The 16,152-nt window shown below is 71.8% G+C and carries 17 protein-coding genes; 10 read left to right on the plus strand and 7 right to left on the minus strand.

The annotated features are described in order from the left end of the window. The first annotated feature begins 121 nt into the window (after positions 1-121). On the plus strand, positions 122-823 hold the full coding sequence (locus ACSHXN_RS30235; RefSeq protein WP_356108141.1) for a uracil-DNA glycosylase: 702 nt from the start codon (positions 122-124) through the stop codon (positions 821-823). Between the two features lie 36 nt (positions 824-859). Here ACSHXN_RS30235 and ACSHXN_RS30240 read toward each other — a convergent pair whose 3' ends face one another. Continuing rightward, entirely contained in the window at positions 860-1,282 is a 423-nt protein-coding gene (locus ACSHXN_RS30240) for a RidA family protein (protein ID WP_355130958.1), read from the minus strand. A 206-nt stretch (positions 1,283-1,488) separates the two neighbouring features. Between ACSHXN_RS30240 and ACSHXN_RS30245 the strand changes: the two genes are divergently transcribed. Both ACSHXN_RS30245 and ACSHXN_RS30250 read left to right on the plus strand, forming a co-directional pair. Beyond that, entirely contained in the window at positions 1,489-2,283 is a 795-nt protein-coding gene (locus tag ACSHXN_RS30245) for a nucleotidyltransferase domain-containing protein (protein WP_438304357.1), read from the plus strand. A 29-nt stretch (positions 2,284-2,312) separates the two neighbouring features. Then, positions 2,313-3,044, plus strand: coding sequence for a DUF7873 family protein (locus tag ACSHXN_RS30250; RefSeq protein WP_355130954.1), 732 nt, complete (start codon positions 2,313-2,315; stop codon positions 3,042-3,044). 490 nt (positions 3,045-3,534) lie between these two features. On the opposite strand, the gene ACSHXN_RS30255 is transcribed toward ACSHXN_RS30250, so the two are convergent. Beyond that, a complete protein-coding gene (locus tag ACSHXN_RS30255) occupies positions 3,535-4,488 on the minus strand; it encodes an endonuclease/exonuclease/phosphatase family protein (protein ID WP_355130952.1) in 954 nt (317 codons plus the stop codon). Between the two features lie 136 nt (positions 4,489-4,624). Between ACSHXN_RS30255 and ACSHXN_RS30260 the strand changes: the two genes are divergently transcribed. Together ACSHXN_RS30260 and ACSHXN_RS30265 are read left to right on the plus strand one after the other, a co-directional pair. Then, the gene (locus ACSHXN_RS30260; RefSeq protein WP_356291907.1) at positions 4,625-5,998 is read left to right on the plus strand and encodes an amidohydrolase; all 1,374 of its coding nucleotides are present in this window, start codon (positions 4,625-4,627) and stop codon (positions 5,996-5,998) included. A gap of 268 nt (positions 5,999-6,266) precedes the next feature. Further along, positions 6,267-6,440, plus strand: coding sequence for a hypothetical protein (locus tag ACSHXN_RS30265; RefSeq protein ID WP_115975117.1), 174 nt, complete (start codon positions 6,267-6,269; stop codon positions 6,438-6,440). A 222-nt stretch (positions 6,441-6,662) separates the two neighbouring features. Here ACSHXN_RS30265 and ACSHXN_RS30270 read toward each other — a convergent pair whose 3' ends face one another. Then, the gene (locus ACSHXN_RS30270; RefSeq protein ID WP_355130948.1) at positions 6,663-7,121 is read right to left on the minus strand and encodes a hypothetical protein; all 459 of its coding nucleotides are present in this window, start codon (positions 7,119-7,121) and stop codon (positions 6,663-6,665) included. Continuing rightward, positions 7,112-7,840 carry an ATP-binding protein gene (locus ACSHXN_RS30275; RefSeq protein WP_356108134.1) on the minus strand — a complete coding sequence of 243 codons (729 nt, stop codon included), beginning with the start codon at positions 7,838-7,840 and terminating at the stop codon, positions 7,112-7,114. Before ACSHXN_RS30275 ends, ACSHXN_RS30270 begins: the two co-directional genes overlap by 10 nt. Positions 7,841-8,109: 269 nt before the next feature. Between ACSHXN_RS30275 and ACSHXN_RS30280 the strand changes: the two genes are divergently transcribed. The 3 genes from ACSHXN_RS30280 to ACSHXN_RS30290 all read left to right on the plus strand — a co-directional run bounded on the left by ACSHXN_RS30280 (position 8,110) and on the right by ACSHXN_RS30290 (position 10,131). After that, positions 8,110-8,970 carry a helix-turn-helix domain-containing protein gene (locus tag ACSHXN_RS30280; RefSeq protein WP_355130944.1) on the plus strand — a complete coding sequence of 287 codons (861 nt, stop codon included), beginning with the start codon at positions 8,110-8,112 and terminating at the stop codon, positions 8,968-8,970. Beyond that, complete coding sequence (locus tag ACSHXN_RS30285; protein ID WP_355130942.1) at positions 8,970-9,224, plus strand: DUF397 domain-containing protein; 255 nt, start codon at positions 8,970-8,972, stop codon at positions 9,222-9,224. Before ACSHXN_RS30280 ends, ACSHXN_RS30285 begins: the two co-directional genes overlap by 1 nt. Before the next feature lie 91 nt (positions 9,225-9,315). Beyond that, on the plus strand, positions 9,316-10,131 hold the full coding sequence (locus tag ACSHXN_RS30290; RefSeq protein ID WP_438304362.1) for an SAM-dependent methyltransferase: 816 nt from the start codon (positions 9,316-9,318) through the stop codon (positions 10,129-10,131). A gap of 909 nt (positions 10,132-11,040) precedes the next feature. Here ACSHXN_RS30290 and ACSHXN_RS30295 read toward each other — a convergent pair. From ACSHXN_RS30295 to ACSHXN_RS30305, 3 genes are all read right to left on the minus strand, one after another. Further along, positions 11,041-12,531 (minus strand): glutamate synthase subunit beta, encoded by a 1,491-nt coding sequence (locus ACSHXN_RS30295; RefSeq protein WP_438304365.1) that lies wholly within the window; start codon positions 12,529-12,531, stop codon positions 11,041-11,043. Positions 12,532-12,638: 107 nt separating this feature from the next. Then, positions 12,639-13,115: an anthrone oxygenase family protein gene (locus ACSHXN_RS30300; RefSeq protein WP_355130936.1), complete on the minus strand. Its 477-nt coding sequence runs from the start codon at positions 13,113-13,115 to the stop codon at positions 12,639-12,641. A 234-nt stretch (positions 13,116-13,349) separates the two neighbouring features. Beyond that, complete coding sequence (locus ACSHXN_RS30305; RefSeq protein ID WP_356108131.1) at positions 13,350-14,039, minus strand: DUF2293 domain-containing protein; 690 nt, start codon at positions 14,037-14,039, stop codon at positions 13,350-13,352. A 386-nt stretch (positions 14,040-14,425) separates the two neighbouring features. Between ACSHXN_RS30305 and ACSHXN_RS30310 the strand changes: the two genes are divergently transcribed. Then, positions 14,426-15,067 (plus strand): uridine kinase, encoded by a 642-nt coding sequence (locus ACSHXN_RS30310; RefSeq protein ID WP_355130932.1) that lies wholly within the window; start codon positions 14,426-14,428, stop codon positions 15,065-15,067. Positions 15,068-15,718: 651 nt separating this feature from the next. Then, positions 15,719-16,147 carry a CBS domain-containing protein gene (locus tag ACSHXN_RS30315; RefSeq protein WP_355130930.1) on the plus strand — a complete coding sequence of 143 codons (429 nt, stop codon included), beginning with the start codon at positions 15,719-15,721 and terminating at the stop codon, positions 16,145-16,147. Positions 16,148-16,152: the final 5 nt, after the last annotated feature.

Here is a 16,152-nt window from a genome sequence, read left to right on the forward strand (position 1 = left end):
GTCCGCACGTACAGCAGCCATGGTCCCGACCTTAGTCCCCTGAGCTGCGTCGACCGCACGGCATTTCCGAGCGGGGCGCCTCGGGACCCCGGCCCTTACCCGCACGTCCTACCGTGGAGCCATGGACAGCAGCAGCCTCACCCGGCTGGACGATCGGATCACGGGATGCCGTGCCTGCCCCCGCCTGGTCGCATGGCGGGAGGAGGTGGCCCGCACCAAGCGCGCCGCGTTCGCGGACTGGACGTACTGGGGCCGGCCGGTGCCGGGTTTCGGACCGCAGGACGCCCGGATGCTCGTGGTCGGCCTCGCACCCGCCGCCCACGGCGGGAACCGGACCGGGCGCATGTTCACCGGGGACCGGTCCGGAGACGTGCTGTACGCGGCACTGCACGACGTGGGGCTGGCGTCCCAGCCCACCTCCGTGTCCGCCGACGACGGCCTGGAGCTGTACGGAGTGCGGGTGACCGCGCCGGTGCACTGCGCACCGCCCGGGAACAAGCCGACCCCCGCGGAACGGGACACCTGCAGGCCGTGGCTCGTACAGGAGCTGCGGCTGCTGCGCCCGTCCCTGCGGTCCGTGGTCGCGCTCGGCGCCTTCGGCTGGCAGTCCACCCTGACCGCACTCGCGGAGGCGGGCCTTGCGGTGCCCCGTCCACGGCCCGCATTCCGGCACGGGGCCAGGGTCCCGCTGGACGGACTGGACCTCTTCGGCTGTTTCCACGTCAGCCAGCGCAACACCTTCACGGGACTGCTCACCCCCGAGATGCTGCGGGACGTGCTGCGCACGGCGGCCGAGGCGGCGGGTCTGCCGGTCGAACCGTAGAGCCGGCAGAGGGGCACGGCACGGGAGACGGCCGCGCTAGGCGTCGGTCCCCTCGGCCTCCCCGGGGACGACGGCCGTCGCCGTGATCTCCACAAGCTGCCCCGTGTAGCCGAGGCAGGCCACGCCGATCAGGGTCGACGAATGCGGGCCGGTGCTGAGCGCGGAGGCCTCGACGACGTCCCAGACCGCGGAGAGCACGGCGGGCTCGCTGCTCACCACATAGACGTCCGTCGACACGACGTGTTCCAGGTCGCTGCCGGCTGCGCGCAGTTGCTCGTCGAGGTTGGCGAGCACCTGCCGGGCCTGCCGTACGGGATCGCCCTCGCCGATGAGCTTTCCGTCGGCGTCGAGGGGTACCGCTCCGGCGAGGAACGCGAGCCGGGTTCCCGCCTCCACCACGGAGGCGTGCGCATAGCGGGGCGGAGGAAACAGGGAGGGCACGGTGACGCGCTTCGGCATGAGGGCTCCCGGGGTCGGCGACAGGCCCGGACCGGCGGTGCGCCGGTCCGACGGCAACCCGCCGATGATGCGCGCTCGGCACGGTCACCGCATCCGAATTCCCGCACCCGCACCCGCACCCACGTCCCGGCCCCGCCGAAAACCGGCGGACGCGCGGTCGCCTCCGGGCTACGGTGTGCCTCCGTGCCCGTGACGAGGGGAGACCGGTGGACGACCAGGCGTTCCTCGACGAGGTGGCCGACCGCCTGGCAGCGCTTCCCGGAGCCGGGGCCGTCGCCCTCGGCGGATCCCGCGCGCAGGGCACCCACCGCCCGGACAGCGACTGGGACCTGGCCGTGTACTACCGGGGCCGGACGTTCGACCCGGCCGATCTGCGGGCCGTCGGCTGGCAGGGCGAGGTCTGCGGGATCGGCGACTGGGGCGGGGGAGTGTTCAACGGCGGCGCCTGGCTGACCATCGACGGCCGCCGTGTCGACGTCCACTACCGCGATCTCGACGTGGTGGAGCACGAGTGGGCCGAGGCCGAGGCCGGCCGCTTCCGTGTGGAGCCGCTGCTCTTCCACCTGGCCGGCATCCCGAGCTATCTGGTCGTCGCCGAGCTGGCGATCAACCGTGTACTGCGGGGCACGCTCGCACGCCCGGACACCTATCCGCCGAAGCTGCGGGCATCCGCGGCGGAACGCTGGTACGGCGCGGCCGGTGCCACGCTCTCGTACGCGAAGGCCGCTCACGCCCCGAAGGGCCGCCTCACCGAGGTGGCCGGCGCTCTGGCCCTGGCCGCGACACAGTCCGCCCACGCCGTGCTCGCGGCACGGGGGGAGTGGGTGACCAACGAGAAACTGCTGTTGGAGAGGGCAGGACTGCGGGGTGTCGACGGGATCGTGGCGGGTCTGGAGGCACACCCCGGCAGACTTGCCGAGGGCCTTGTGACGGCCGGGGAGCTCTTCGCGGACGCCCTGTCCTCCGCACGGGACTCCGCCGTCGGAAAATCCTTCGAATAGCCGCGGTTGACGCTGCTACCGTCGCGGACGTGGCGAAACTCAATCAGATCATCGCAGTCGAGAAGGGCATCAAGTCCAAGTCGCACCAGGACCTGACGGCCGCCCACCACGGGTTGCAGAAGCCCGCGTTGCTGGCCGGCATCTCGCGTACGTACCAGCCGAAGGACGAGGAGGGCGAGCAGCTGCCGCCCGAGTCGACGCGGGTCCAGGTGCAGGCGGAGGACGTGCTGCGGCGGACGGCTGAGACGCTCACACGACTGTTCGACGTCACCGCCACGAAGGACTGGGCCAACTGCAGTGCCAGGGCGGACGTGAAGGTGGACGGGCGGGTGCTCGTCGCGGACGTTCCCGTGGCCTATCTGCTCTTCCTGGAGAAGCAGCTCGTCGACCTCAACACCTTCGTCCGCAAGCTGCCGCTCCTCGACGCCTCCGAGTCCTGGGTGCAGGACCCGTCCACCGACGCGTGGAAGACCGAGCCGGTGCGGACGCTGCGCACGAAGAAGGTGCCCCGCAACCATGTGAAGGCGGAGGCCACCGAGAAGCACCCGGCGCAGGTCGAGGTGTACTACGAGGACGTGCCCGTCGGGTACTGGACGACGGTGAAGTTCTCCGGCGCCTTGCCGGCCCGGCGTGTGAACGAGTTGCTCGACCGGGTCGAGAAGCTCCAGCAGGCCGTCAAGTTCGCGCGCGAGGAGGCGAACGGAGTGGACGTCGCCGACCAGCGTGTGGGGGACGCCGTGTTCGGCTACCTGTTCGGGTAGCCTCAGAAACTCCCCGGCCACCACGAACGACGGCCGGGGTGCGCGAGGAGCGCAAGCTGAAGCTGAAGCTTGTCGTGACGACGCGGTCCCAGTGGAGGTTCGAATCCTCCCCGCGGCACAACTCCCTGCCGCGGTAGCCCAATCGGCAGAGGCAGACCGCGATCAATCTCAGACTCTTGCTCCAGACTCAGCATTCGCCGCCGATCGCCGGATCGACCGGGCCCGGGCCCCGGGACGTCGAAGTGCTGGTTCAAGTCCAGCTCGCGCAGCTCGATGCGCGATGGTCCAAAGGCAGGACGCGGCGACATGACGACTGACCCGGGTCCTCAAGCGTGCCGGCGTGCCCATATGGGCGGCATTTCAGGGCCCGGGGGCCGGCTACGCCCTCGGGCCCGCTCCCGTTTCCGCACGCGCGGGCAGCCGTACACGCCGCGGGTGCCCCATCGGGGGCAGGGGGCCGACCGGGCTGCTCCTGGCGGTCCGGCCGCCTTCACGACTCCAGGCGTACCCACACCGGTGCGTGGTCCGAACCCGGTGCCCCGCGCCGCTCGCCCGGGTCGGCGCCGACCGACGGCAGGCTCGGGGCGTCGTCGCCCGGCAGGCCGGTGCCCGCCGCCGTCAGCCGGCGCACCAGCCGGTGATTCACCAGTATGTGGTCGATGAGTTCACGTCGCCCCGAGGTGACGCGTGAGTAGCGTCGTTCCGCGGGGATGAGCGGTGCCACGTCCCACAGGCGCCGCGCGTCGCCGCGGTCCGGGTGCTCGTACCCGGGGGTGCCGATTTCGGATCCGGGCGGGCCCAGCAGGATCTGGGTGGTGGCCGCCTGCACCTCGTCGTTCATGTCGCCCAGTACGGCGACGTCGTGTGTGTCGCCCCCGCCCGCGAGCAACTCGTCGGCGAGCGCACGGAGGGCCGTCGCCTCGGCGGCACGCCGGTAGAGGGCGTATGCGGCGCAGCGGGCCCGCTCTCCCTCGTCGCGCGGCTGGAACCGGCCGCCCGGATAGGACAGAAGCTTGGACTTCAGATGGGCCACCGCGGCCCGCAGGGTCCCTTCTCCGACGGCGACCTCCATCGCCAGCAGGCCCCGGCCGGCGTGTGCCGCGGTCGACCCCTCGTCGTCGGCCTGCACGGGGAGCAGCCGACCGGGGAACTCGTTCGTGTCGGCGAGCACCAGCGGCAGCGAGCGGCTGAGGAAGCCGACCCGGATACCGCGGTCGTCCGGATGGCGGGAGACCGTGACGTGCCACCGGCCGCCCAGCATCCCGGCCAGATCCTCGAGCGCCTCCGGATCCCCGATCTCCTGGACCCCGAGCAGCGTCGGGTCCAGTTCCGTGATCACCGCGGCCAGGGCGGCCAGCTTGGTCTCGTACGCGGCCTTGTCCTTGGGGCCGTAGGGGCCTCCGGGCCGGTACAGGTTCTCCAGGTTCCAGGTGCCGAGAAGCATGCCGGGTTCCTTCCGGAGGCCGGGTGGCGGGCTGTGCCGCTGCCAGAGTGCGCGCGGATCCGGCGCGGGAACAGGGCGGTGGCGGGATGCGCGGTCCATGTCGCCCAGGGGCACGACCGCGTCGTACGGTGACGGGATGACGTCGACTCCGGCCGATCGGCCGTCGGCCCCGGCCGACCTCATCATCACCGGATGCACCGTCCTCGTGCACGACGACCGGGAGCGGATCGGTTTTGCGGAGGACGCCGCGATCGTCGTACGGGACGGGGCCGTTGTGTCGGTGACGCCCGCCTCGGACATCCGGGACCTGCCCGCCCTCGAGCGCATCGACGCACGTGGGCAGGTGGCGCTGCCCGGTCTGATCAACTGCCACACCCACTCCCCGATGGTGGCCCTGCGCGGCATCGCCGAGGATCTGCCGGTCGGGGAGTGGTTCAACGACTACGTCTGGCCCATCGAGTCCAACCTGACCGCCAGGGATGTCGAGTTGGGGGCGCGCCTCGCCTGCGCGGAGATGATCCGCGCCGGTGTCACGTGCTTCGCCGACCACTACTTCTCGATGGAGGCCGTCGCGTCCGTCGTCGCCGACTGCGGACTCCGCGCCCATCTCGGTGAGGCGTTCTTCTCCTCACAGGGCGCACAAGGCCGCCGGACGTCACTGGAGTTCGCGCTGAGGCACCGGGGGACCGCGGGCGGACGCATCACCACAGCGCTCGCCCCGCATGCCCCCTACACCGTCGGCGACGCGGACCTCGAGGCCACCGCCGAGCTCGCCCGCGAGCACGGTCTGCCCGTGCACATCCACGCTGCCGAGAACCTCGAACAGACCGAGGCCAGCCTCGCGCGGCACGGCCGTACCCCCGTCGAGATCCTGGAGGCCGCCGGACTCCTCGACACGGACCTGCTGATCGCACACGGCACCGGCATCCTCGACCGGGACCTGCCCGTGCTGGAGCGGGCGGACGGACGGCCGGCCGTGGCGACGGCACCACGCGGTTATCTCAAGTTCGCCTGGCCCACGACCACACCGGTTCGGGCCCTGCGTGCCATCGGTGTCCCGGTGGGCCTTGCCACGGACGGCGCCGCCTCGAACAACTCGCTCGACGTGTGGGAGTCCATGGCGCTCACCTCCCTCGCGCAGAAGTCGGCCGAGGGCGATCCGCGCTGGCTGACCTCCCGTCAGGCCCTGCACCACGCCACGCTGCAGAGTGCGCGGGCCGTGGGGCTCGGTGACCGCATCGGCAGAATCGCTCCGGGCCACCGCGCCGACATCGTGCTGGCGGACCTGAGCGGACCGCACACCCAGCCCGTCCACGACCTCGCGGCCACTCTTGTGCACAGCGTTCGTGCGTCGGACGTCAGCACCACGATCGTCGACGGGCGTGTGCTGATGCGCGACCGGGAGCTGCTGACCGTCGACGTGCCGGCGACGGTACGTGAGTTGACGGGGCGGCTGCCCGCGCTCGTCGACCGCGGTCACGGCGGACGGATCCAGGAGTACGACACCTGACCGTCCCCGACCGCGCCGGTGGCCCCGTGCCCTGGTGTTCCGGTGTCTCCGGGGTCCGCGTCGCCGTTGGAGGGCGCGTGTCCGGCGTTCCGCGCCCGCACGGCAAAGCGGCTCATTTCAGGTGATTCACTGCGACTCCGTGGTGACCGAGTGTCAAATGTGTCTCAGTACTGTCACTTCACGAGCTGTTCATGAGGGCGTTCACGTTTAACTCCATAAGCCGACCGTGATCGGCACGCCGAGGGACGGCGTTGCAAGGAGGTGCAAGGTGAACGGGCGAACGGTGCTCGAGCGGTTTCCGGCCGGTGGGCCGCGTGGATCGTGGCCCGCGGAGGAGTTCGCGCAGGCGCGCCGCCTGGAGGGCCAGCCCGCAGAGGTCGTCATGGACCTCGCGACGGACGCGTTCCTGGTGATCGTGCCGGGGATGGACAGGGTCGAGTAGCCGGCCGCCGCGGCCCGGGCCCGCCCGTGCGGGCATCCTCTCCTTCATGGCCGTCCCGGGTGCCGAGCGCGGCCACCGGCCCCCTGCCGACGGGTGTTCGCGCGGCACCACGTCCTCACGGCGCGCGGCCGGACCGAGGTCCTGCGCGGAGGGCGGCAGTCCGTTCGCTTCGGTGGAGGACCGTCGCCATGAGCGGAGATCGGGCGGAACTGCGGTCCTGCGTCAGGCGCTGAGCGGGCGCGACCACGCCGGAGTCGTGCCCGTGACCCGGCACAGCGCCAGGTAGAGCGGGATCGGCGGGGTGTACGGCACATCGTCCTTCGGACGGTGGATGAGCCCGGGGGTGTCCGGAGCGTTCGGGACGAGCGCACCCGGAACGTAGCGTGCGGGCACCGGCCACTCCAGTGCGACATCGGACTCGCACGGCACGATCCACCACCAGTCGTCCCGGTCGGCGTACACACAGCCCACCCGGGGGAGCCGGGGAAGCAGCAGAGGTCCGTAGCGGGAGGGAGCGACCACCGCGTCGCAGCCGAGCGGAACCGTCATGCCGTCGGGCAGCGGAATCCGCCCGGACACCGTTTCGGGCAACCGCTGCGCGCGCTTGAGGCGGACCAGGGAGTCCAAGGTCAGGACACGCGTGGTCAAGGCCCCGGCGGCGCGCACACCCCTCACACCCATTCGGTCCCCGCTCCCCGGGACGCCTCGGCTCCGGTACCCCGGCCGTCGGCCGGGGGCCGCCTCGCGCTCCAGCCGAGGTCGGATCGCGGTTCGCCGCCCGCGGGCGGCTTCCTGGGACTCCAGCCCAGGTCGTAGTGCACCGCCCGGTCCTCGGGCGCCCGGGACCTGCCGCCGGAACACGACAGGTCCCGGGCCGGCTGTGCCGGATGGGAGTGCTCTTCGGGCACCGGTTGTCCGGCCTCCCGTGCGAGCTCGGCCCAGACCAGGAGCCCTGACCCCGCTTCCTGGGCTCCCCACGCCCGGCACAGGGCCGCGACGAGAAGCAGTCCCCTCCCGTGCTCCTCCTCGGGGCGCTCAGGAGAGGGGTGCGGCTCGCCGGGAGCGCATCCCTCGTCCTGTACGGCTATCCGCACCACTTGGTCCTCGTCGCGCAGTTCGCAGACGACGCGCTCGCCCGCCGTGTGCACGATCGCGTTGGTCACCAGTTCGGAGACCACCAGCGCTGCCGTGTCGCACGTGTCCTCGCACACCGCCCAGCCGGTCAGACGGGCGCGCGTCAGCCGCCGGGCCCGTGCGACGGAGCCGGGGTGGGCGGCCAGTTCGAAGCGGAACCGGCGCTCGGCTGCCGCGCCGGGGCGCACCCCAGCGGCGCCGACCGGTCCGAACCGGTCTGCGGTGGCGTCTGTTTCTAACGGCGCGGGCGGAATCACGCTTGCCACTATCGCCCCGCCGTGAACACTTGGCAAGAGTCACTCTGAAAATTGCAGAGTGCAGTGTGACTGCGCGAAGCTGCATGGCACACTGCTCGCAACAGCGCTTCGAGCGACGCCTGTTGGGATCTGTCACCCGGACTCGTGAGCCCGGTGCCCGCGTCGTGGGTTCGCGCAGCATCGGTGTCGGTGTGGATACGGGTGCGCAACGGTGCCGAAAGGTTTCGAGCAGCACCGTCGGTGCTGTCAGAACACAGAAGGACGGGAAGAGGTGCGAGGTGAGTGAACCGCGGTCGGCGCCGACGGTCGGTCAGGTCGTCCTCGGCCGGCGCCTGCTGGACCTGCGGGAACGGGCGGGTCTCAAGCGGGAGGAGGCCGCGCGCATCCTCCGGGTCGCGCCCGCGACCGTCCGCCGCATGGAGATGGCCGAGGTCGCCCTGAAGATCCCGTACCTCCAGCTGCTGCTGAAGTCGTACGGCGTGAGCGACGAGGAGGCCGACGCCTTCGTCCAGCTGGCCGAGGACTCCAACAAGCCGGGCTGGTGGCAGCGGTTCCACGACATCCTGCCGGGCTGGTTCTCGATGTACGTCAGCCTCGAGGGCGCCGCCGCGCTCATCCGGCAGTACGAACCGCACTTCGTGCCCGGCATCATGCAGACCGAGGACTACGCCCGGGGAGTCCTGAAGTCGGGTGCCATCGGGCAGACCAGCCCCGAGGACATCGAGGGCCATGTGGCACTGCGCATGCAGCGCCAGGAGCTGTTGACACGTGAGAACGGGCCTCGTGTCTGGGCCGTCATGGACGAGACGGCGCTGCGCCGACCGGTCGTCGGTGCCGAGGTCATGCGCGCCCAGGTCGAACGGCTGCTGGAGGTCATGGCCCTGCCGCATGTGACCCTGCAGGTGCTCGAGTTCGCCTCGGGCCCGCATCCGGGCACGTACGGGCCTTTCGTCCTGTTCCGATTTGCCATGTCAGAACTGCCGGACATGGTCTACAGCGAGTACCTGACCGGCGCCGTCTACCTGGACGCGCGTACCGAGGTGGCGACCCACCTCGAGGTCATGGACCGCATGGCGGCTCACGCCGCTACTGCACAACGCACGAAGGAGATCCTCGAGGATCTCCGCAAGGAGCTGTAATGAATCGCAACACGCCGCGCAAACGCGTCTACAACGGCATGCCCGCCCGCGAACTGGGCAGTGAAGGCTGGCACAAGCCGTGGAGTGGAGGCAACGGCGGCAACTGCCTGGAGGCGATGAAACTCGCTGACGGCCGGATCGCCGTCCGTCAGTCGACCGACCCGGACGGACCCGCACTGATCTACACATCCGACGAGATGACCGCCTTCATCGAGGGGGCCAAGGCGGGGGTGGCCGACTTCCTGCTCTCATGACCCATGTGTTGCTCTGCGCAGTTGTTCATCCCACCCACTGACTTGGCATTGACTTGATCACCGACCTTCCCACGGACTTACGGAGTTCCTCATGACCGGGCAGGATCCCGCCCAGGACGCCGACGTCATCGACACGAGCAGGCCGCACCCCGCGCGCATGTACGACTGGTACCTCGGCGGGAAGGACAACTACCCCGTCGACGAGGAGATGGGGCGGCAGATGCTCGCCCTGGACCCGCGGGTGCCGGTGATGGCACGGGTCAACCGCGCGTTCATGCACCGCGCCACCCGCTGGCTGGCGCAGAACGGCGTGCGGCAGTTCCTGGACATCGGCACGGGCATACCGACCGAGCCGAACCTGCACCAGATCGCCCAGCAGGTCGCACCGGACGTGCGCGTCGTCTACTGCGACAACGACCCGATCGTGCTGGCTCACGCGGCGGCCCTGCTGCGCAGCACGCCCGCGGGCGTGACCGAGTACCTGCAGGCGGATGTACGCGACCCCGCCACCATCCTCGAAGGGGCCAGGAAGGTCCTGGACTTCCGGCAGCCGGTGGCACTCTCCCTCGTCGCGCTGCTGCACTTCATCTCGGACGAGGACGGGGCGCACGACCTGGTCGACCGGCTGCTGGCCGAACTGCCCTCCGGCAGCTTCCTGATGATGACCCATGCCACCGCCGACTTCACCCCGGAGGAGTCGGCGGCGGCGATCGCGAAGCTCAAGGCGGTCGGTGTCACCCTGGCGCTCCGTTCCCGGGAGGAGTTCTCGCACTTCTTCGACGGACTCGACCTCGTCGAACCGGGCGTCGAGGTGGTCCACCAGTGGCACCCGGAGCTGGGCGAGCCGGTGCCCGGACAGGACGACGGCGTCATCCCCGGCTACGGAGCGGTGGGCCGCAAGCCGTAGCCGGCGACGGCACGGCTACGGCATGGCAGGGACCGCGGGCGACCGCGTCGACTGCGTCGCTGTGGGGTGCCCACCGGCCACCTCACAGCCGACGCCTGCCGGGCCTTCCGTGGCCTGCGGCAGGTGGCGCGGGGCTGGTGCCGCCTGCCGGGTGTACGGCGTGTGCGGCGGGGCTGGTGCCTTCGGGGCTTGCGGCGAGTGGAGCTGGTCGGCGACGCCGGGCTTGCGGCACGTGGTGCGGCGTGGCGTCTCCGGGCTTGCGGCGTGTGGAGCTGGTCGGCGACGCCGGGCTTGCGGCACGTGGTGCGGCGTGGCGTCTCCGGGCTTGCGGCGTGTGGAGCTGGTCGGCGACGCCGGGCTTGCGGCACGTGGTGCGGCGTGGCGTCTCCGGGCTTGCGGCGTGTGGAGCTGGTCGGCGACCCCGGGCTTGCGGTACGTGGTGCGGGGCTGCTGCCGCCTGCCGGGGGTACGGCGTGTGTGGCCGGGCTGGTGCCTTCGGGGTTTGCGGCGCGGAGTGGTTGGCGACCCCGGGCTTGCGGCAGGTGGTGCGGGGCGCTGGTGCCTGCCGGGCTTGCGGCACGCGCGGCCAGTTGGCGCCTCCGGCTTGCGGCGCGTGGTGCGGGGCTGGTGCCGGCCGGGCCTGCGGCACGTGGTGCCGGGCCGGTCCTTTTCGGACCCGCGGCACGTGGGGCCCGCTGGTGTCTCCCGGGTCCGCGGTACGTAGTGCCAAGCCGGTCCCTCGCGGGCGCGCGGCGCGTGGTGCCCGGTCGCCGCGACGGGAACGGCAGTGACGGCGTGGTTCGCCGTCACCGTCGTCCACCACCTCGGCACGGTACGTCTCGACGTCCTGTTCACCACCCACCCGGGCCGACGCCGCCGATGCGTGGCCGGCCCGTTCGTACGGCGCATTCACGCCCTCATCGGCTTGTCGTACGGTCCGATCGGTGCCGGCAGGTGCGACACGCCCTCGCTCAGCCGACGGTCCACCGCCGCCGCGGCCGCCCGTCCCTCCGCGATCGCCCATACGATCAGTGACTGTCCGCGCGCGGCGTCCCCGGCGGCGAACACCCCGGGAACGTTGGTGGCGAACTCGTCGTCCCGAACGATCGTGCCGCGCGGGTCGACCGCGATGCCGAGCTGGTCGATCAGCCCGTCCCCGCGGTCGGGTCCCGAGAACCCCAGCGCGAGCAGCACCAGGTCGGCGGGAAGTGTCCGCTCCGTTCCCTGCAGCGGGCGGCGGCGCTCGTCCACCTCGACCAGTTGCAGCGCCTGCACATGACCGTCGGGGTCTCCCGTGAAGCGCAGCGTCGACGCCGCGAAGAGCCGCGCGTCCGCGATCGCCGCGGGCGCCGTCCGCAACTCCCGTGCCTCTTCGTGGGCCGCCGACAGCCGATAGATCTTCGGATAGGTCGGCCAGGGCTCGATGTCCTCGTCCCGCTCCGCCTCCGGCAGCGGGTAGATGTCCAGCTGGGTCACCGAGGCGGCCGCCTCGCGCACCGCGGTCCCGAGACAGTCCGCCCCGGTGTCACCGCCACCCACGATCACGACGTGCTTCCCGGCCGCCGACAACGGGGAGACCTCCAGATCCCCCTCGCACACGCGGTCGGCCAGCGGCAGATACTCCATCGCCTGATGGATGCCGGCCAACTCCCGGCCCGGCACATCGAGTTCGCGCCAGGCCGTGGCGCCGGTCGCGAGCACCACGGCGTCGTAGCGTGCCCGTAGCTCGGCGGCCCCGATGTCCCTGCCCACGACCGTCGACGTGCGGAACTTCGTCCCCTCGGCACGCATCTGCTCCAGACGGCGGTCCAGGTGCCGCTTCTCCATCTTGAACGCGGGTATCCCGTACCGCAGCAGCCCTCCGACCCGGTCGGCACGCTCGTACACCGCCACGGTGTGTCCGGCCCGCGTGAGCTGCTGGGCCGCCGCGAGCCCCGCGGGCCCCGACCCGACGACCGCGACGGTACGCCCGGACAGCCGGTCGGGTGGACTCGGCGGGGCGAACCCCTCCTGCCAGGCCCGGTCCGCTATCGCCACCTCCACGTTCTTGATGGTGACCGCGGGCTGGTTGATGGCGAGCACGCACCCCGCCTCACAGGGGGCCGGACACAACCGTCCCGTGAACTCGGGGAAATTGTTCGTGGCGTGCAGTCGGTCGCTCGCGGCCCGCCAGTCCTCCCGCGAGACGAGATCGTTCCACTCGGGGATCAGATTCCCGAGCGGGCACGCCTCGTGGCAGAACGGGATCCCGCAGTCCATGCACCTGTTCGCCTGCCGGCTGATGATCGGCAGCAGCGCACCCGGCACGTACACCTCGTTCCAGTCCCGCACCCGTTCCTCGACGGGGCGCCGGGGCCATTCCTCGCGGGGTGTGGTCATAAAACCCTTGGGATCGGCCATGGCCGTCTCCCTTGCACACGCGTACGGGGTGGTTTCGTGCCACGATACGACGCCACCGTCCCGGCTGCCCCCCGGCAGTCGCCGGTGGGCGGGGCCGGTACCGCGGCTCAGGTGAGGGCGAGGAGATAGGACAAGGCGGCACCGGCCGAAGCGACGGTGCGGACGTGGTTCCACAGCGTCCACTCCCGCACATAGCTCCGCCAGTACACGGCTGTTTCCGGAGCGTCCGGGTCCATCCGCAGCAGCGCGCCGTTGCGAGGGACGTTCGCCGCGGCGGTCACCGCGAACACACCGATCAGATAGAGGGCGCTGCCCACCAGCAGTTCCACGGTGCCCTCGGGCCACAGCACGAACGTCACCACGGCGAGCACCGCGCACAGCAGCGTCGCGCCCATGAACAGGATCATGAACGCCGGTGTTGTCGCGGCCTTGTTGATCGCGTTCATCGCGGCGGCTCCACGTGCCGGGGGCAGCGAGCCCAGGCCTCGCATCACGAACGTCGAGAACGCGAAGAACACCCCCGCCGCCAGACCGGTCCCGAGCACCCCGAGCACGGTCAGCGCGAAATACGGCCCATCGATCATGTCAACTCCCCCATCGGTCCCCCGGACGCTGAGATCCTTCCCCATGCACCCCGTCACCAGAAGTGAAAACGAGCACGAGATCGGTGACCCTGCACGTGCGCACGCACACCCTCCCCACCCGCAGACCCTCCGTCCGGCGCCAGGAGACGCCGGACGCTCCCTCCCGACCGCTCGCTGACCTGCCCGGATCGATCCGGCGGGCAAGCCCTGGCTGCCCCGCCGCCCGGGCCCGCGTCACGCCACCTGCCGCAGTCGCCATCCACGCAGCACGGACTCCACGCCGTTCGTGATGCGCCGCCGCGCCTCGGCCCGCGGCACCCCGTCCATCAGGAGCGTGTCGTAGGGCGTCTCCGTGTGCCGCACGGACGCCCTCACCGCTGCCGTGACCGCCTCCGGCGACAGCGTCCGCCCCGCCGCGCTGCGCCCCACCCGCCCGCTTCCGCGCACCGACGCATGTGCCGCGATCGCCCGGGCCCGATCGGCCGGGCACCCGGGAAACAGCCGCCGGATCTCCTCGGCGAACGCCGTGGCCAACCGTACGTCCTGCGCGGCCCGCCGCCCGGCGTCCCGCACCCTGCGTCTGCGCCGGGCCTCCGCGTCCGCCAGACACCGCTCCTCGGCCCGTGCGAGCGCCTCCTCCTCGACGAGTACCCCCTGCCGCTCGTAGCGGCCGTGGCGCCGGTCGAAGCGCACCACCACCGCCGAGAGCGTGCTGGCCTCCCGGGACCTCCGGGTCAGCGCGGTGTCGCCCCGCGGCACGAACACCAGATGCCCGAGATCCGCGCAGTCCAGGCAGCGGGGCGCGCCCTCCTCCAGTACCAGCAGGGGCAGCGGCCCTCTCCGGCATCCGGCGCAGTGCCGTCGCTTCAGCGGCTGGATCACGAGAAGTCCGGTCCAGGGCGGAGGAGTTGGAAGCGGCCTCATATCCACTTCATTCCCCGCCCGCCCGCGACCCGACCGCGCCGGACCGGGTCGCTCCCGGCAGGCCCGGCAGGCCCGGCAGGCCCGGCAGGCCAGGCAGGCCAGGCAGGCCAGGCAGGCCAGGCAGGCCCGGCAGGCCCGGCAGGCCCGGCAGGCCAGGCAGGCCCGGCAGGCCAGGCAGGCCCGGCAGGCCAGGCAGGCCCGGCAGGCCAGGCAGGCCCGGCAGGCCCGGGCGGGCGGCCTCGGACCCGCCCGCTCCGGTGGTGCGGGCGTGCGGGGCGCGACGGGCGATCCCGGCGGGACCGGAGTCGTGCCGAGCCCGCGGGGAGGCCGCTGCCCCGCCCACCCTCTCCGGCCGAGCAGCGGGTTCGTGGTCGCGACGCGGCATCATGGGCCCTGTGCGACTCGAAGCGATCACCTGGGAACGGCTCGGCGAGCTTCTCGCCGACCGGCTGCTCGACCTGAAGTCCGCAGACGGCGGCCCCTGGCCGCGCATCGCGTTCGACGGCGCCCCGGCGGCACGTCCCGGAGACCTGGCCCAGCGGGTCTCCGACGCGCTGGGCATACGGGGCCGGCCTTCGCTCGTCGTCGGCACGGAGGGCTTCCTGCGCCCGGCGTCCGTCCGCCTCGAGCACGGCCATCAGGACCCGGACTCCTATTACGACGGCTGGCTCGACACCGGCGCTGTGTGGCGCGAGGTGTTCGGCCCGCTGGAGCCGGGCGGCGACGGACGCGTGCTGCCCGACCTGTGGGACCCGGTCGCCGACCGTGCCACCCGCAGTCCCTATGTCCCGCTCCCGCCAGGCGGGTTGCTGCTGCTCCATGGCCCACTCCTCCTGCGTCACTGGTTCCCCTTCGACCTGAGCGTCCACGTCCTCCTCTCGTCCGGCGCGCTCCGGCGACGGACCCCGGAGCCGGAGCAGTGGACGCTTCCCGCCTTCGAGCGCTACGAGGCGGAAACCGATCCGGGTGCCGCCGCCGATGTACTGGTCCGCGCCGACGACCCGCGGCACCCCGCGTGGAACGGCTGACCCGCTCGTTTCCGCCGTCCGCTTCACCTGCCCTGGTCATACGGCTACGCAGGCTGCCCGACGTCTCCCTCCGATTCCCCGGCCGCCTTCGACGGCCCCGTCCGTGCCCTGCTCGACGCGAGGACGTGCACCTCCGCCGACACCCTCGGCCCCGACAGCGCTTCCCATCACTCGGTCGTCCGGATCAAGCGCGAGGACGACACCGTGCTCCTCTCCTCGGCCGCCGGTGGCCGCTTCTCCTCGGCCGACGGCCGCCGGGAGGCGTTCAACCTGCGCCGCGGTCCCGCACCAGCCCCCGCGTCCTCGACCTTGCCGACCCCTGAACCCGGGCCGGGATCCCCGATACCGCCGCGATCCCCCCCCGGCGACGACAAGCGCCTTCCGCACGCGCTGTCGCACCAGTGCCCCGGCGCCGCCCCTCCGCAGGAGAAGGACGATGAGGTCCGTTGATCATCCGCGTCGGCCCGCGGAAGACCGTGCGCTCCACGGCCGGATGTCCCGGTCGTCGGCGTGATTTCGCATCCGACGGCGGAGGCGCCCTGGTGCCCCGGTGCTCCGGGTGCGTCGGCCCGGGAAGACGGCGAGAATGAAGGCGCCGGGACCTGCGGTGCGTCCCGTGCCGCGCCGGCCGTCCGGCATCGGAGGTGTCCCATGACCACTGCCGGAGACATCATGCACCGTGGTGCCCAGTGGATCCCCGCACACGAGACCCTGGACCGAGCCGCCCAGTTGATGCGCGAACTCAACGTCGGTGCGCTGCCCATCAGTGACGAGAACGAGCGGCTCTGCGGCATCCTCACCGACCGCGACATCGTCGTCGGCTGCGTGGCCATGGGCCGCGACCCCTCACGCGTGACCGCGGCCGACATGGCCCAGGGCACACCGCGCTGGATCGAGGCGAGCGCCGACGTCGGGGATGTGCTCAGCGCCATGGAGGAGCACCAGATCCGCCGGCTCCCCGTCATCGAGAACAAGCGTCTTGTCGGCATGATCAGCGAGTCGGACCTCGCCCAGCACCTGACCGACGATCAGCTCGCCACCTGGGTGGAGAGCGTCTACTCGCGGGCCACGGTGCGCTGACCCGG

It is taken from the genome of Streptomyces sp. HUAS TT11 (assembly GCF_051553595.1).
GTDB lineage: Bacteria > Actinomycetota > Actinomycetes > Streptomycetales > Streptomycetaceae > Streptomyces.